Origin of the sequence: Plantactinospora alkalitolerans, from assembly GCF_015690345.1 — a bacterium.
GTDB lineage: Bacteria > Actinomycetota > Actinomycetes > Mycobacteriales > Micromonosporaceae > Plantactinospora > Plantactinospora alkalitolerans.
Genome location: NZ_JADPUN010000407.1, coordinates 1 through 16,764 on the forward strand (window position 1 = coordinate 1; position 16,764 = coordinate 16,764).

Sequence of the window (16,764 nt, forward strand, 5' to 3'; positions counted from 1 at the left end):
CCATGGCTGGCCCACCCACACCACCCGCCTCTCCCGCATCCTCTACCGCTACCTCGCCGGCGGCCACAACAGCGACGCCGTCACCGTCCACAGCCACGCTCACCACGCGGCCAGGCACACCGGTGACATCACCGAACAGGCCCACGCCCTGACCGACCTCGGCGTCGCCCACCTCTGGGTCGGCCGGTACCAGATCGCCGCCGAACACTTCACGGAGGCCCTGCACCTGTTCAGGCGGGCCGGCGACGGGTCCGGGCAGGCCCGAACCCAGACCAACCTCGGCGTCGCCGAACAGCGGCTGGGGCACTACCGCGAGGCCGCCGCCCACTTCGCGCACGCCCGGACCCTGCACCTGCGGGCCGGCGACCAGGTCAGCCAGGCCCGCACACTGACCAACCTCGGCGACGTCGAACAGCGGCTGGGGCACTACCGCAAAGCGGCCAAGCACCTTCGACAGGCGCTCACCCTGTACCGACAGACCGGAGACCGGACCGGCGAGGCGGTGTCGCTGGCCAACCTCGCGGAGGTCGACACGAGGTCGGGCCGGTACGGGGCCGCCGCCGCACACCTCGCCCAGGCGCTCACCCTGTTCCGCCAGGCCGGTCACCGCAACGGTGAAGCCTGGACCCTGGACGGCCTGGGCACGCTGCACACCGGTCTCGGACAGTTCACCAGGGCCGCCGAGTATCACCAGCATGCCCTGACGATCCTGCGGGTGACCGGCGACCGACACGGCGAAGCATGGGCGCTGAACGGCCTCGGCGAGACCGAGCTCGCCGCCGGCCACCCCGCAGACGCGCTCACCCAGCACACCGCCGCCCACGCCATCGCCGCCGATATCGGCGCCCGGGACCAGCAGGCCCGCGCCCACGCCGGGCTCGCCAACGCATACCGCGCCCTTGACCACCCCCACCAGGCCCAGGATCACTACCACCACGCCTTGGCCCTCTACACCGACCTCGGCACTCCCGAAGCCGATCAGATCCGAGCCTGCCTCGCCGCCCTCGACAACGCCGGCATCCGCACCTGAGCGAGATCCCCGGGGATGCCCGGTCGGTGGCTCCCACCCCCGGGGCTCTCGCGTGTTACGGAGGTGGTCCCGTTAGTTGCCGGGCCTGGGACATCCCGCCGCTCCGGGTACGCATATCGGTGTCGGACAGGTGGGATGCGTGGTCGAAGGTACGCAGGGAATGGGTAGTTGCTTGGGGTTGGCGTCCACCACGGGTGCGCGAAGTCCAACATAGACGGTTGTGGCGTTGGCGCCGAGCACCGCGACGTCCAGGGAGCACGTGTCAAGCCACAGCGGGTCGACGCCCCGCGCGACGCAGAAGTTCCGCGCCTGCTGACGGACATCCGTACCGAGGTTGCCGGCATAGAACGGCGCTGTCGGGTTGCCCACGCCGACGGTGTCGCAGGGACGCAGCAGTGTGGCGGTGGGGCTGACCCGCCAGCTGTTGCCGAACACCTGGTAGAGGTCGACGAAGGAAAGCGGGACGAGCATGGGGGTGCCGTCGCTGGTTTCGAGATAGTGGGGGTCACCGTTGTGGTTGCCCAGCAGGCCACGCGCCGCCGCCGTCTCAGGCCCGAGGCCGATGCCCAGGTCGATGTACGGGACGTTGCCGTTGACGGCGGTGACGCGGACGCTGTTGCCGGACGGGTCTCTGAAGGTGTAGACGTTGTTGACGCGGTCGATCGTCACTCCGGTGGGAAGCAGCAGTGCCTCGCCGGAGGGCAGGCTGGTGTTCGCCCCGTTCACCACCAGGCGCGTCCCGCCGCACACCGCCAGCCTGGAGTTGCCCATCCTCACGCCGACTGACTTGTCGACCGACGTGTTGGGCCAGTTCGGGGCACCGGACTCCTTGCGTGTCTGCACCTCGAACGTGGAACCGGCCCGTGCCTCGACGAAATCACCCGTAGCCTGGAAGTCGTAGAACGTACCGGCGAAGGTGTACTGGTGGGTGTCGCCGACAGCCACGGCGACAGCGCAGGCTACCGACGCCGGACCCTGGCGCGACTCGTTGATGATGAGGGCTGGTGCCGGGGACGTGGCGACCGGGCCCGGAGGTCCGAAGTTGAGGTTGTTCCTCTCCTTGCTGAAGCCGAAGTCCCGGCACTTGGGCTTGGCGGGGCTGCCGTCCACTATCGTGGTGCGGAGGTTGAAACTCGCCTGCTGGTTGAAGGTTGCGGTGGATCCCTCGCCATAGCCGAACACGTTGAACTCGACCTGCGTCCATCCCGGGTCCGGCTCGCCCGGCTCCGGCGGCAGGACGTGGAGGATGTCCACACCACTCGCCGAATAGATGTTCCTGTCCCCATTGTTGAACCTGACCTTGTCGACGACCTCCCCGTCAACCGTTTCCGTCGAGGCCTCCAGCCGGAAGCTTTCCTTGTCAATGTTCACGATCGGGACGTACGGGAGCTCCCCCGCGTTGCGTTTCAGCGAGCAGTGGATCTCACCGTCGTCCGGGACCTCCTCCCAACCCGTAGGGCAGGTCTGGCCCTGGCTCGTGTCCGGGTTGTAATGCAGCAACCAGTACTCGACGTAGAGCCTGCTGGGACCTGCAGGCGGATTCTCGGCGTCCTGCTTACTGCCGTCGTTGGCGAAGACGAACTGCTTCCAGCCCCAGCACCCCGCGGGGGCCGGTGAATCGCCGCACTCCTCGACCCTGAGGTAGTTGGTGTTGAGCTGGAGCGAGTAGCTGTTCGCCATCACCGGCCCGCTGGGCGGTTCTCCAGGCTGGGCTCTGGGCGGGACGGAATCCACGCGTAGTGCCTGTGGGAGATGGACCTCTTCGAACGTGCCGTACGCGTGAGTGATGGGACCGGCGCCCGGAGGCCTCTCCGTCACGACGCTGATCCCGCCACCCACGTCCCGCCGCGCGGCCGGTACATGTTTCGGGGACATCGGGACCGACGGCGGGTCCACACAGGCGGTCTCCCACCACATCACCGCGGGATAGGCCCCGGTGAAGCACCCGTGCGCCGATGGCTGCGATGCCTCGACCATCCTAGAATGCCAGGCTTTGAGCTCTTCCTGAGTGCCGGACGGCTCTCCCTCTCCGCCGATGCGGGGCGCCATCGTCAGCAGGACCGCCGCGGTCGTGATGCCTATCAGACCGAGCCGTGCTCGATGTCTACGCGGTAGCAGCCTCATCATCGATTCCTCCCAGAGCATGTGAACCACCTGGCGTCCGCCCCGTGGCGGGCCTTGGTGATGAGAGTCGCGTGGCGGCAGGCCGGGTGGGGAAATCCCATACGAACCCATACCTGCCTCGACGCGGCGCTGGTCCACGGCCGAGGTCGAGGAGTTGCGCCGGAGTTGGCGTCTACCGCAGCCCGCCACGTCGATGGCCCGACCATCGACGTGGCGGTGACTGGCGAGGAACACGCCGTCTTTCGACGTGAAGACACTCACGGCCCTGTTGCGCACCGCCCAGGAGGGCCTGACGAACGGCCGCAGCACGGCAGCCCGACTCGGGTGCGACTCACGGCCAGACTCGCTTCGCGGGAGGCGCGGCTCACCGTCGGCAACCACGGCAGCGAAGTTCCACCTGGCCGTCACGCCGGACGGCGGCGGCCGCGTCTGTGGGATGCGACGTCGTCCTACGCGATCAGGAGAAGACTTCCTCTCCTGTCTGCAGTTGGCGGACCACCTGGCGGTAGTCCGCGACCAGTCGTGAAATGTGGTAGCGACGTGCCACCTCGGCTGCCGCCTGGGCGCCGAGCCGGCGGCAAAGGTCACGATCGACGAGCAGGCGGCGTACGGCGGCGGCCACGCCCGCGTAATCGGTCGGGTCGACGAGCAACCCGGTTTCCCCGTCGACCACCTGCAGGGCCAGGCCGCCGACCGCCGACGCCACCACCGGACGATACTTGTGCATGGCTTCGGTGACGGTCAGGCCGAAGCCCTCCTCAAGGCTCTTCTGCAGCACCACGTCGGCCCGCCGTTGCAGGGCGTTAATAAGCAGGGCGTTCCGCTCGGGATCCCGCATCGACAGGTTCACCAGATGCACCCGCCGCCGCTCGGGCTCAGGCAGATCGCGGTACGCGGCGCGGACCTCCGCCAAGACCACGACTCCCTCCGGATCGTCCGTCACCTCATACGGATCCGGCCCGGCCAACACCAGGTGGACGTCCTGCGGCAGGCCAGGCAGGCAGCGCAGCACTCCAATCATGTCCTTCAGCGGGTCCCACCGCGACACCTGCAGCACGATCGGCGCATTCGGCGGCACCGGCCCGACCTGGTCAAGCGTGGCGGACAAGTCGTCTCCGGCCGCCGGTCCGACCAGCCCGATCCCGCCAAGCAGCGCGTCGACCTCGGCGGCGGTAAGCGGCCGGTTCTTCGGCGAGTCGGGGTCGATCGCCGGGGCGACGACGTGCCGTCGCCGGGCGAACCTCGGCGGACCGAACTCGGGTCGGGTGGCCAGCACGACGTCCACGTCATCGAATTCGGGGGCGAGAAACCGCCACACGTAATCCGGCTTGGTTGCTGACCTGTCGGTCGTGCCGATGTGGCAGTGCCATACGACTCGGATCCCGCGCGCGGCCAGCATGGGGGCCATCCCCAGCGTCTGCGGGTCGTGCAGGGCGACGGTGTCACCCTCCCGTAGCTGCCCGGCAAGCCAGAGGCCCTGCGGCCGTAGCACCGACCGGTACAGCGTCCCTGCGTCGACACCGGCCAGCGGTGTGGGATCCCCCTTCCCGTGCAGCAGGTGGTGCAGGGTCTTGGTCAGGGCGAAGAACTCCGGATTGCCAGAGACCACAGCCCACCCGACTGCGGTGCCGTCGTCGTTCTGTGCCGGGATGAGCCGGTGGAGCAACTCGGCGACCCCACCGCCGGTCGAGGTGGTGTTGACGTGGACCAGCAGCGGACGGTCGTAACTCACGGGCTGCCGAACCCAACGGGGAACCGGTACAGCGGTCACCGCATACGCCTCTTACTCATAGCGATTCTTCCCTTCGTCGTCGGATCGGGTAACCACCGGCAGGCAGGACCCAGAATGCGTCGCCGAGGAGGCCGGGGCGGATGGTGCGGCGAACCGCCAGCCGAACCGATCGGCGAAGTTCGGTAAGACATCCGAATGCCGTGAGGCATGCGACATTAACCTGGGATAGGCGAGGAGTGCCTGAGCTGACCGTCGACGCGTACGCGGTTGCTCAGGGGCGGTAGTCCGCGCATCGCTGAACTACCCAGGTCGAAATCAATAGACCGATCTCGATATATTCCGTTAGCCTACGCTGTCAGATGACAAACCGCAACGGGCTACTGCGGCAACGACCACTGCCTGATGTCGGGCAATCCCGCGGGAGAGCGGCAATGAATTGCCCTATATCAAGCCGCCGTTTGTCGATCTTGGTTTAGTATCTGCTGGAATGCTCGGTTCCGGTCAGGGTCGTACGGGGTGTCGGTAGTCCAGCACTTCCAGACCGGCCGGCACCCTGATCGGCCTGAAGCAGCCGGCGTAGCCGGCGGGTCGACCAGCTTGAGCACCGTACGCCCGGCGATCGCGGCAGGGATGAACCAACCCGGTACATCGACCAGCTCCGCCACCTGCCGCGGGCCTCCTCGATCCCTTGGCCCCATGGTGGGAACCGGAACCCGGCGAACGCAAACCGGGCGGGTCCTCCATCGAGCGGCGGGGCTGTGCCCTGACTGCCCTACCTGCACCATCAGGCAAACGCGCCGTTGTCAGAATATTGGAGGTTCGTGACACGGTGGTGGCCTCAGCCGGGAATGACGCCGGGCCGTCCGTTCTCCACGACGAAGGACGCGGAGGTCCGCACCGGCGACTCGCGCCGCTCGATGGTCTCCACCACCCGCACATCCGTACGCCAGGAGTCCGGCCGGACGTCGCAACGCAGGTAGCCGCGACCGAGGCCGTCGAAGTAGCGCACGTGCGGGTTCAGGATCGGGTTGGCCTGCTTGATCGGCGCGTCGAACGCGGCCGGGAAGTCGGAGCTGATCGACGTACCGACGAACTCCGTGGCGACGGTCGGCGACGCCGGGTCGTCGAAGTCGAGCTTCAGGTCACTGATCCAGGTCGAGTGGATGTCACCGGCCAGCACCACGGGGTTGGCGACCCGCGCGTCGGACAGCAGCCGCAGGAGCCGGTCGCGCTGCGGCAGGTAACCGTCCCACTGGTCGAGGTTGACCACGGAGGGCGGCACTGGTCCGGTCGGGTTCGGGAATCGGACCCGGCTCATCATGACCTGCTGCGCGATCACGTTCCACCGGGCGTACGAGTGCACCAGTCCCTGTGTGAGCCATCGCTCCTGGGCGTCGCCGGTCAGCGTACCGGTGACATTGTCGCGGCCCGGCTGCTCCGGACCCAGATCGCCCGTGCCGGGCTGGTCGGTGCGGTACTGGCGGGTGTCGAGCACGCTGACCCGGGCGAGCCGGCCGAAGTCGAACCGGCGGTAGATGCGCAGGCCGTCGCTGCCGGGGCGCAGGTGCGCCCGGATCGGCATGTGCTCGTAGTACGCCTGGTACGCGGCCGCCCGCTGCCGGGCGAACTCGTACGGGTTCTGGTGGGCAGGGCCGCCGTCCAACTCGTCGACCAGATCGGCGTAGCCGTTCTCGGTCTCGTGGTCGTCCCAGGTCACCACGAACGCGGCGGCGGCGTGCGCGGCGCGCAGCGCGGGGTCGCTCTTGTACTGGGCGTGCCGGTTCCGATAGTCGTCGAGGGTGCGCAACTGGTCGAGGCCGAGAGTCTGCGGCGCGACATGGGCCCGGTCCGGAAACCGGCTGTTCGGGTCGTACTCGTAGATATAGTCGCCGAGGTGGAGCACCACGTCGAGGTCCTCGTCGGCCAGCGCCCAGTACGCCGGCCAGTAGCCGTTCTGGAGGTCCTGGCAGCTTGCCACAGCGAAGCGCAACCGGTCCGGCCGCGAGAACGGGTGCGGAGCGGTCCGGGTACGGCCGACCGGGCTGACCTGCCCGGCCACACGGAAGCGGTAGAAGTATTCCCGCCCCGGTTCCAACCCCCGCACGTCCACATGCACGGAGTGGGCGAGCCGCGGGTCGGCCACCGCGACGCCGGAACGCTCCACCCGACGGAACCGCTCGTCCCGGGCGACCTGCCAGCCGACAGGCACCGGACGGCCGGACCAGGCCGCGTACCGGTCCCGGATCAGCCGTGTCCAGAGGACCACACCGTCCGGCAGCGGGTCGCCGCTTGCCACACCCAACAGGAACGGCGCCGTGGTGTCGGCGCCGTGGGCGGGCCTCGCCCGTTGCGCGGCCACCGCGAGCACGGTCGTGCCAGCGGCCGTGGCCGCCCCGGTCAACACCTGCCGACGGTTCACCAGAAGAGCCACGGCGTGGAGTGTGACAGTTCGATCCGACCGGCACGACAACATGAACGTAAATCTCCGTTCACCGCGAATTGCCACGGGCCGCACACCGGTCGTGGAGAACATCGGCACCACCCCGCCCGAGTGCTCGTCGCTGGGCGCGGCGTTGCCGACGTACCTGCCGGACGGTGCCGGCGGGCGGTGCGCCGGATATAGAGGACTCGCAGTCCATCGGTGGCCATCCGAGTGTCTGGACCGGACAGTCACAAGCGACGAGCCGCAAGCATGGTCAACGAGCCGGTCGATGTCATCGTCGCTGAGACTCTCTAGCGGCGGGAAGCGATCGAGCAGTGCGTCGTAGAACCGGACCACGGCGGGAACGTCGCCTGACCAGCACGGACGCGATTCTCGGCACCCGCGGGGTCACCCAGGCCGCCCGGAACCTCGCGATGGACCTCGAAGACACCGGATGCGATCAACGCCGCCGACGCCGCCGAGCGTCACGCCCAGTACGAAGACGGCGGTCAGGTACAGGGCAGCCTTTCGTCGTTCCCAGGCCCCCGCAGGCCCGCTCCCGTCATCGGCGCCCAGACGGTCATCAGGCACATCCAGGTCGATGACTCCGTGACGCGCCGTCATGACGACAGCCTGGAGGGCCGGGATCCTTCAACGCTCCCGCTGGACGGGCCTGCGGGGACCCACGTCGGGTACCTCGGCGAGCGGTACCCCGGATGGATATTCGGCGACGGATCCGCACTCGAGTAGTCGTCATCTGCGGCAGCGACCGACACGCGGGTACGGCCAGGGCCGAACAGCCGTCACTTCAGCGTGATGGTGCCGCTGTTCAGGCTCTCGCGTCGGTTGAACGTCACCTTCTTACCCTTGCTGTCGATGGCGTTGCCCCGGGTGCGGTAGGTCACCGACAACTTCCGTGTCTTCTTTGGCACCTGGAAGAGCATGGACCAGGTGTCCGGAACCGTCAGCGTCGGATCCGGCACCACCCCCGGGACCATCAGGAAGTTCGGCATCCGCATCTTCGTTCCGGCCGGGATCCGCAGTACCTGCCCGCCGGCGGTCCGGATGGTCAGGCTCCGGGGCAGGTCTATGTTGAACGTGACATACGTGGGGTTGCCGGAGAGCTTCACCTCGACGTGCGCCCACAGGGCGCCGGCCGGGGCCTGGCCCCGTTCCTCGTCGTGGGGCCGCACCTCCACCTCGATCGAGACGTCGATCAGGGCGTCCCAGCCCAGACCCGGCCCGTGGCCGGGGACGGCCACGTAGTCCGCCAGCCGCGCCTTGCCGGCCAGGACCGGCCCGACCGCAGGCTGCGAGGACGGGCTCGGTGTCGTCGGCTTCGGCGTCGTCGGCTTCGGCGACGGGCCGACGAGCTTGCCGGTACGAAGGCTGATCGACTGGGTCTGCCCGGCCTCGGTGACGGCGAGAGTGGCGTCCGCTCCGGTCGGTACCGACACGACGATGATCGCGTTCGGCCGCACTGCGGTCTCACCGAGTTGCCGAGCCTGGCCGTCCACCAACACCGCCGCGGTCGGGAACCGGGTGGAAGTAGGGCTCTTCCGATCCTTGGGCTCGATCAGGTGGACCAACAGGAACTCTCGGCCCTTACCGGCCCGCCAGGGCGGGTTTCTCGTATCGCCTCGCAGGTGCAGCTCGTGGATCGCCTCTTCGTTCAGCTCGGTGGCCACGGCGTAACGACTCAACGCGACCGCGTACTCCGTACCGGTCAGGACGGCGAAATAGGGAAATTCCCACGACTCAAGCTCGACGTCGCCGAATGGATCCGACAGCCGGGACGTGCCCTCGACGACGAATGTGTCAGGGACCGGGGGCGGCCCGGCGTCCTCGTCGGCACCGCAGGCGACCAGCCCGCCGGTCAGTGCGAGAACCATCAGTATGGCGCCCAACCGTCGCATCGATCGCTCCCCCGAACAGCTTCGGTGCCCAACAGGCCGCCGTCGACCATGATGTACGCGCAGACCACCGTGGCGGTCTCCGGCACCGTACAAGCCACGGTCGACTATGCACAGGAGATTTTCAGGGCCTCGCTCTTGCGCCTTGCCGTTGTGGTCGCCTCGGCATACAACTGTGCCGCCTGTCCTATCGCGAACGCGTCCTGTGGAGACCCCTCCATGAGCTTCACGAAGTCCGTCAACCGATCGAGTCGGACGCCGTACACGTCGAGCCAGTCCTTCGCCGTGTCTCTGTCGTTCGGGTCCGAGGGCAGGGGGAGGGCGCTGACCTCCTTGTGTAGGTCGGAATGCGCGGCTCTCAGATCCCGCAGAGCCGCAAGGCGTTCCGGTTGGGACTGCGAGTTGTTCGCGTCTTCGCCGCGCTTGCGTGCATCCTCCGCCCGAGGGTCTACGGCTACGCAGATCTTGTTGACGTCTGCCACCCAGTCTGTCAACGGCACCCGGCCAAGCGCCTCGTGCCGGTCCCCCGTCAGCAGGCCGAGGACCGCGCTCGCCAGCACCACCCCGGCCAGACCAGCCAGTGCCCAACGGGTCCGCACTGCCGCAGGCCGAGGGATCCAGTTCGCCAGGACGGCGCCGACCATCGCGAGTACGCCCACAATGACGAAGAGGAGTAGCCCTCTGACGGCTGTCACAGAGGTCATCCTTCCATGGCGATCCGCCGATGGGTCAGCACTGAGGCTGGCACCTGCTCCTCCTGGCAGGACGCTGGCGAGGTCGGGCGCTAACCGGCAGATCCGTGGCCGCCCGCGGCTGTCCTGGCCAGACCGGGCAATCCTGTCCGCCCTCGCCCGCCTACTGCCCCGCCGGATACGAACACACCGGATCGTCACCCCAGCGACGTTGCTGAACTGGCACCGGCGGTTGGATCGACACGATCATGCTGCGACGCCTGTACGTGCTGGTGGTCATGGAGGTGGCCACACGACAGGTCCACCTACCAGGCATCACCGGGCACCCCGCCGGCCAGTGGGTGGTCCAGCAGACCCGCAACCTGCCCAGGCGGCGTCGTCACGCCTCGTGGCCTACCTGCCGTGCCGTCGACGGCCGATACGCCGGAGTGCGGGTGGTCCCACGGACTCGCCGAGGCCTTCGAGAAGCGCCTTGGCCGGCCCGGCCCACCCGCGTGTGCGACAGTGGTTCATGCCGTTGAGCACGCATCACCTCAGAACTTCGATCGCCGTGTCTGACATACAGCGGGCGGTCGCGTTCTACGAAGGCAAACTGGGGCTACCGGCGCTGCAGTCCGGCCCCAGCGCAAGCATCGCCGACGGCAGCCGCGTCTATGGTTCTGGTGGCGTGCCGGCACTGAATGTGTACCAGTCGGTCACTGCTGGGAAGACCCCGGCGACACTGGCGACATGGTACGTCGACGACATCGATCAGATCGTTGACGAACTTGTCTCGTCCGGTGTCGAGTTCATCCGCTACGACCAGTTCGAACACGACGCCAAGGGAATCACCGCTCGGGCCGGCGGTGGACGCATCGCATGGTTCAAGGATCCAGACGGCAATACCTTCGCCCTCGAAGCCGATGAGTGAGACGGCCGGGCCCCCGTTCTCTCCTGCTCGGCCACCCCGACGCCGAGCCCACCGCGCCGTAACCGTGGTCAGACCCTCCACCGCAGGCAGGTGACGGGTACCCGGTCAGCGGTCGGCGTACTCGCTCGCAGAGCAGTTGGGCGTGTAGCCATCCGGGGTAGGGGATTTTGGGTGGTTGCTGGTGGTGGGCGGGGATGAGGCGGAGGTCGTGAAGGGCTTGCAGAATGAGCCGGCCGGTGGGTCGGGGGCGGTTGTCGAGGCCGTAGAACCCGACCATGTCGGTGGCTCAGTTGGCGTCCGCAAGGTGGTTCGGGAGTAGCCAGCGGACTCCATCTGCCAGTACGCGCGTTCGACCGTCCGTGCACTCAGCCGCGACGCCCGGGCCTGGCTCACGTATGGGTAGCGAGTGGATCAGGCTGGCGTCTGTCCGGATCGGTAGCTCGTGTTCCACCGTGATTGGATCGCGGCCGACTCGGGCGCACAAACCGTGCCCCCGAGTCGGCGCGACAATCGGCAGCCGGTTACCGGCGGCCGAACTTGACACTCACCTCTGCCACTGGTCAGGCGGGTACGAACTGCCACTGCTGGTTGGTCCCGCCGTTGGCGGTCCACTGCACGACCTGCGCCCCGTCGCTGGTCGAGGCGGCGTAGACGTCGGCTGCCAGTCCGCTGCTGCGGCCGACGATGGTGTAGTAGCCGTCACCGGTGGGCCGCAGGTACCACATCTGGTTGGTGCCGCCATTGGCCGACCACTGCTGCAGTTGCAGGCCCGTCGTGGTACTGCCGCCGTTGACGTCGAGCACCTTTCCGGAGGCGGCGTAGCGCAGGGTGTAGGCATCCTGCGTGGTGCTGATCGTCCAGGTGGGGGTGCCGCTCTGCTGGACCGTCTTGGCGCCGTCGGCGGTGGAGTTGCCGGCGATGGCCAAGGGCTTGCCGCTGTTGCGGTTGACGATGCGGTAGGTGCCTGGTGCGGGTCCTGTTCCGCCGCTTCCGCCGAGGGTGAAGTACTCGACCGCGTCGGTGAAGACGGTGCTGCCGGACTTCGTGGTCGACAACTGCAGGTACACGCGGTTGCCGGTGGCGGGGGCGGTGAAGGACACCGGTTGGGTGACCCGTGAGCCGAGTGGGATGGTCAGGGTGGTGCTGCCGGACGCGACGACCGCGCCGGTCGGGCTGTCGAGCCGGGCGGTCCAGGTGAAGCCCACCGAGGCGTTGGTGAGGTCGTCGTTGAACACGGTGATGTTGCGGGTCACCGTGGCGTTGCGGGCGTAGCTGGGTACCGCCTGCGGCAGCGGGAAGGTGCCGTTCGAGTCCGAATTGCCGGAGGCGGACCAGTAGGGGAGGTCGACCGCGGCCACCGGGTTGAACGCCGCCTGCACGCGCTGGATCTGCGCGTTGCTCCACGGGTCGGGCAGGTTGTCCACTCCGTAGATCGGGTGGCCGCCCTCCTCCGGGGTGAAGTCGGTGGTCCGCACGCCCGGCACCACGCTGGCCCAGGCCGACAGCAGCGTGTACGGGCGCAGGTCGGTGGCGCCCTTGCCGCGCTTGGCAAGGGTTGCCGTGGCGAACCACTCGAAGCCCTGCTTGTTGTTGCATGCCGGCCAGATGTACTCGCCCTCGCCGTCGGGCCGCCCATTCACGGTGATCAGGCCCTCCCCGTACCTGCCGAAGCCGTCGACGTAGTGCGGGATCACCGCGAAGTTGGCGTACGTCATCCCGGGATACAGGCTGACATTCCCGCCGACGCCCACCTCGACAATGATCGGCCGGGTGCCGTCGGCGCCGTTCATCGCCGCGTACAGGTCCTTCTCGAACTGTTCGGAATCCTGGCCGCTCTGGTTCGGCTCGTTGTTCTGACTCCAGCGGATGATCGCGGGGTGGTTGCGGTCGCGCAGGACCAGCGCACGGGCGTGGTTGATCATGTTTTCGCGCCCGACGGAGTTCTGCCACTCCTGCGAGGATTGGGAGCCGCGAATCGCGACCTCGTCGATGATCATCAGGCCCATCTCGTCGGCGACATCCAACATGTACGGGCTTCCGGGCTCCTGGTGGATGCGCACCACGTTGTAGTTCAGCCGCTGGTAGTTGTCCACCGCCTGCGGCCAGCCGCCGTTGCCGGACGACGGGGGCAGGAAGCCGGGCAGGGTGTGGTACGCGTCGCCCTTGCCGCCGTTGTTGATCCGGTCATAGTCGCCACCCTGGAGGTTGTCGCCGCGGAAGTTCACGCGCACGCCGTTGAGGTAGTAGTAGTCACCGTTCTGGGTGGCCTCCCGGAACCCGAACCGGTACTCGGCGTCGCTCGTCCGGCCGTCGTCGGTGACGGCATGCACCGTCAGCCCGTGCAGCTGCGCCCGGTACCCCGACCGGTACGGCACGTTGGGCCACCAGTACGAGGTGCTGTCGAGGTTCCACGCGACCGGCCCGACGGTCACGGTCACGGTCGAGCGGGCCGCCACGGTGACCGTACGGCTGGGCAGTTCCGGGTAGCTGAAAGCCGTTCCGTTGTTGGACGACAGCGACCCGGTCAACGTCACCGACCGGGAACTGCCCGACGTGTTCCGCACCGTCACGTCGTAGGTCAGCGTCTTGTTCGCCACCGACGTACGCACGAATGTGTCGCTGACGTACACCGCCGGGTACACCCGCAGGAACGCGGACCCGAAGATCCCCTGGGGGATCGCCTCGGACCACGTGGCGGCGTCGGGCACCAGGTACCGGCCGTTGGATGCCTTCAACGCGCCGCGGCCCTTCACGTTCACCGTGATCGTGTGGGTGGTGCCGGGCGCCGCGTATGCGCTGATGTCGAAGTTCGACGGGGTGAACGCCGTCGTCTGGGTGGCGACCACGCGGCCGTCGACCGACAGTGTCGCCTGGTGATTGACGGCGCCGAACTCGATCCAGGTCGACTGCGGCTGCCCCGAGTCCGGCACGGTGATGCTGCGCGAGTACACCGCCTCGTTCACGTCGGTGAAGCCCTGCTTGTACCAGCCGCCACCGGGTACCGCGATCGAGGTCGCCCCCCGACCCGAGGGCGTGAAGCTCCACGTCCCGCTCAGGTCGACCGAGGCGATCGCGGCGTTCCCGGCCGCCACACCGTCAACACCGGCGGCCGCCACGGCCCCCATCGGGCCCGGCGCGGCCAGGGCCGACCCGTGGATCGGCAGGGCCACGCCCCCGGCGGCCACGGCTGCGGCCAGCCCTCCAGCCGCTGCCGGCAACCAGCCGCGCCGGCGGGCGTTCGAACGATGCATGCCAACCTCCTGTGACTCATCCGCCAGCTCCGCAACACCGGTTCAGGGCACAGCCTCAAGGCCGATACTCGAACCGTTTCGACAAATCTGCCGGCGTCGCCGACCACTCGGAAGGGGTGGTTACGGCCCGGATACATAGATATGTATTAACGGGCGTATCGAGCGTGGAGTCAAGGTTTCAAGGCGGTTACTTCCTGCTCCTGACGCCTCGCAGGCTCCAAGTGGCGGCCGATGAGTACGACCATTCCGGCGTGTTAGGCATCGCGCTCAGGCATTTCGTGTCGCCGGCCCACCGACGCGGCGCCGATCGAGCAGCGAACCGATTCGCCAGTGCGACGCCCGGCCGCGTGGCACGTCGAAGGCATGCGACAGCACTGCGATCCCCGACGAAGTCGGCGGGCGGCCCGGCCCGGCTTGTTCGGTTCGAAACTGGGGTTAGGGTGTCAGTAAGGAACGTGCTTCGCACGCGTCGCGGGCGGGTTGGCGGGCTCTTGACCGCGAGCATCTGATTGCGCAGACATGACAGCGCAATCATACAGGACTATGGCCGGCGTTGGGAGGTGCCATGACGCGACTGGCGAGGCCGGGTGGAAGCCCTCCGACGCCGCGCAGCGTGGACGTCGCGCGGCTGGCCGGCGTCTCCCAGAAGACGGTGTCCAGGGTCCTCAACGACGAGCCGTATGTCTCGGCCGACATGCGCCGACGGGTCCTGGACGCCGCCGAGGAGCTCGGTTACCGGCGCAACCAGGCGGCCCGGGCGCTGGCCTCCGGGCGGACCCGGTCGATCGGCGTGGTGACGCTCGGCAGCGCCTTGTACGGGCCAGCGTCGCTGCTCGTGGGCATCGAGCGGGCGGTCCGCGAGGTGGGCTACACGCTGCGGGTGGCCGCCACGATCGAGGGCGACCCGGGCGGCATCGCGGGCGCCCTGGCATCGCTGCTGGACCAGGGCGTGGACGGCGTCGTCATCTCCGAGCCGATCGACGAGGGCGTCAGCCTCATCAGCGTCGACGTGCCGGTCCTGGTCCTCGGCGCGCCGCCCAACTTCGCCGCGCCGCAGGTGGTGACCGCCAGGGTCGGCGCGCGCCTGCTCGCGCGGGCCGCGACCGAGCACCTGCTGGAGTTGGGGCACGCGACCGTCCATCACGTGGCCGGCCCGCAGCGGTGGTATTCGACACGGGACCGTCTCGCCGGCTGGCGCGAGGCGCTGCGAGCCCACGGCGCGGACGAGCCGCCGGTCGTCGAGGGCGACTGGTCGGCCGCGTCCGGCTACGCGGCCGGCCGGGAACTGGCCGGCGACGGCACCGTGACCGCGGTGTTCGCCGCGAACGACGACATGGCGATCGGTCTCATCCGCGCGCAGCTCGAGGCCGGGCGCCGGGTGCCCGAGGACATCAGCGTCGTCGGGTTCGACGACATCCCGGTCGCCGCCTACGTCACTCCCCCGCTCACCACCGTGCGGCAGCCGTTCGACGAGGTCGCCCGGCAGGGCCTCGCGCTGCTGGTACACGTCATCGAGAAGCCGGACGTCGAGCTTCCACCGGCGGCCGACCAACCGGTCGAGCTCGTCGTCCGCGCCTCGACGGCACCACCGCCGCCCCGGCCGATCCCGGGACGTGGCCGCCGAGCGATCCCCCATGCCCACGGTGGCCCGCACGGTCAGCCCGCCGGCAGCGAAGTCCCATCCACCCGGCCCTGATCAGCGTCGGTCTGTCCACCTACGGCGGCACGTCACCCGAGGCCCGCACCGGCCGTCGCTGACGAGCGGCGGTAGCACCCGCGCGGACCCGCACCTCTCTCGATACCCCCCTGTCCCCAGCACGCCGTTGCCCGGCACGCCGGTCCCTCTGCCGTTTTGACGGAGTTCACCATGGCCACATCGTCCCCACAGTTCCCGGTGAGCCGCCGAACCTTGCTCGCCTCGGCTGGAGCGGTGTCGTTGAGTGCCGCGCTGGCCGCATGCGGCGGCGACGGCGACGGCAAGGGCGGCGGCACCTCCGCCACCGCCGGGCGCAGCATTCGGGCGCTCCTGTGCCGAGGCCGTATTGCGTCCGGTCCCTCTTCAACCCGGGCGGCACTGTTCTGTCAGCGGCCGGGTCCGAGCCCTGCGGGGGCGGAACCATGACCGTGCTGTGTCGGTGCTGAGCAGGATCACATACACCGCCGGCCACGCGAACGCGCCAACAGCCGACGATGCACCCGAAGCGACCAGACGAACCACCGCGAGGGCGACCCCGACCCCGCACAGGACGAGGACCGTTCGCCGCGCCCACCGCCGGCCTCCCTGCACGGCACGTGCGAGCCCGAGGTATAGCAATCCGAGTAACACGTACGCCCCGGACCGCAGCAGACCGCCCAAGGTGTCAGACCCGAGGCCGGTCAGCGCGGACAACACTGTCAGGGCGCCGCCGACGTAGAGCAGGATTGCAGCGGCCTGAACGGTGCCGGGAGCCGACGAGCGCTGCGGCGCGTCGGCACGAGGAGGCTGGCCCGTGGGCCCGTCTTCCTGATCCGGCCTGGACACGACTGGCATTAGATCAGATCAATGCTCGTCCTGGCAGCAGGTGTGGGCCTCTCGTCGGATGACCAGCCTTCCTCCCTCCCTCGAAACCTGACCACCACCACCAGCAGCCGCCGACGTCGACGCCGCTTGTCAACCGCACTCAATTCCGCAAGGCAGGATGCCCAAAATG

General features: G+C 68.5%; 9 protein-coding genes. 3 read left to right on the forward strand and 6 right to left on the reverse strand.

Features of this window, described 5'->3' with window-relative positions; genetic code table 11:
• Positions 1-1,030, forward strand: a 1,030-nt coding sequence (locus tag I0C86_RS39560) for a tetratricopeptide repeat protein (RefSeq protein WP_196206441.1), incomplete at its 5' end; no start/stop codon positions are given.
• Positions 1,031-1,102: 72 nt separating this feature from the next.
• Here I0C86_RS39560 and I0C86_RS39565 read toward each other — a convergent pair.
• The 5 genes from I0C86_RS39565 to I0C86_RS39585 form a co-directional block, all read right to left on the reverse strand.
• Positions 1,103-3,175, reverse strand: a complete 2,073-nt coding sequence (locus I0C86_RS39565) for a hypothetical protein (RefSeq protein ID WP_196206442.1) — start codon at positions 3,173-3,175, stop codon at positions 1,103-1,105.
• A gap of 436 nt (positions 3,176-3,611) precedes the next feature.
• Entirely contained in the window at positions 3,612-4,886 is a 1,275-nt protein-coding gene (locus I0C86_RS39570; protein ID WP_196206443.1) for a glycosyltransferase, read from the reverse strand.
• Positions 4,887-5,724: 838 nt separating this feature from the next.
• Positions 5,725-7,317, reverse strand: coding sequence for an alkaline phosphatase D family protein (locus I0C86_RS39575; RefSeq protein WP_323374139.1), 1,593 nt, complete (start codon positions 7,315-7,317; stop codon positions 5,725-5,727).
• A gap of 794 nt (positions 7,318-8,111) precedes the next feature.
• Positions 8,112-9,224: a hypothetical protein gene (locus I0C86_RS39580; protein ID WP_196206445.1), complete on the reverse strand. Its 1,113-nt coding sequence runs from the start codon at positions 9,222-9,224 to the stop codon at positions 8,112-8,114.
• A gap of 104 nt (positions 9,225-9,328) precedes the next feature.
• On the reverse strand, positions 9,329-9,916 hold the full coding sequence (locus tag I0C86_RS39585) for a hypothetical protein (protein ID WP_196206446.1): 588 nt from the start codon (positions 9,914-9,916) through the stop codon (positions 9,329-9,331).
• A 547-nt stretch (positions 9,917-10,463) separates the two neighbouring features.
• On the opposite strand from I0C86_RS39585, the gene I0C86_RS39590 reads away from it, so the two are divergent.
• On the forward strand, positions 10,464-10,823 hold the full coding sequence (locus tag I0C86_RS39590) for a VOC family protein (protein WP_323374140.1): 360 nt from the start codon (positions 10,464-10,466) through the stop codon (positions 10,821-10,823).
• A 560-nt stretch (positions 10,824-11,383) separates the two neighbouring features.
• On the opposite strand, the gene I0C86_RS39595 is transcribed toward I0C86_RS39590, so the two are convergent.
• Positions 11,384-14,074 (reverse strand): RICIN domain-containing protein, encoded by a 2,691-nt coding sequence (locus I0C86_RS39595; protein ID WP_196206448.1) that lies wholly within the window; start codon positions 14,072-14,074, stop codon positions 11,384-11,386.
• A 565-nt stretch (positions 14,075-14,639) separates the two neighbouring features.
• Between I0C86_RS39595 and I0C86_RS39600 the strand changes: the two genes are divergently transcribed.
• Positions 14,640-15,770, forward strand: a complete 1,131-nt coding sequence (locus I0C86_RS39600) for a LacI family DNA-binding transcriptional regulator (RefSeq protein WP_196206449.1) — start codon at positions 14,640-14,642, stop codon at positions 15,768-15,770.
• Positions 15,771-16,764: the final 994 nt, after the last annotated feature.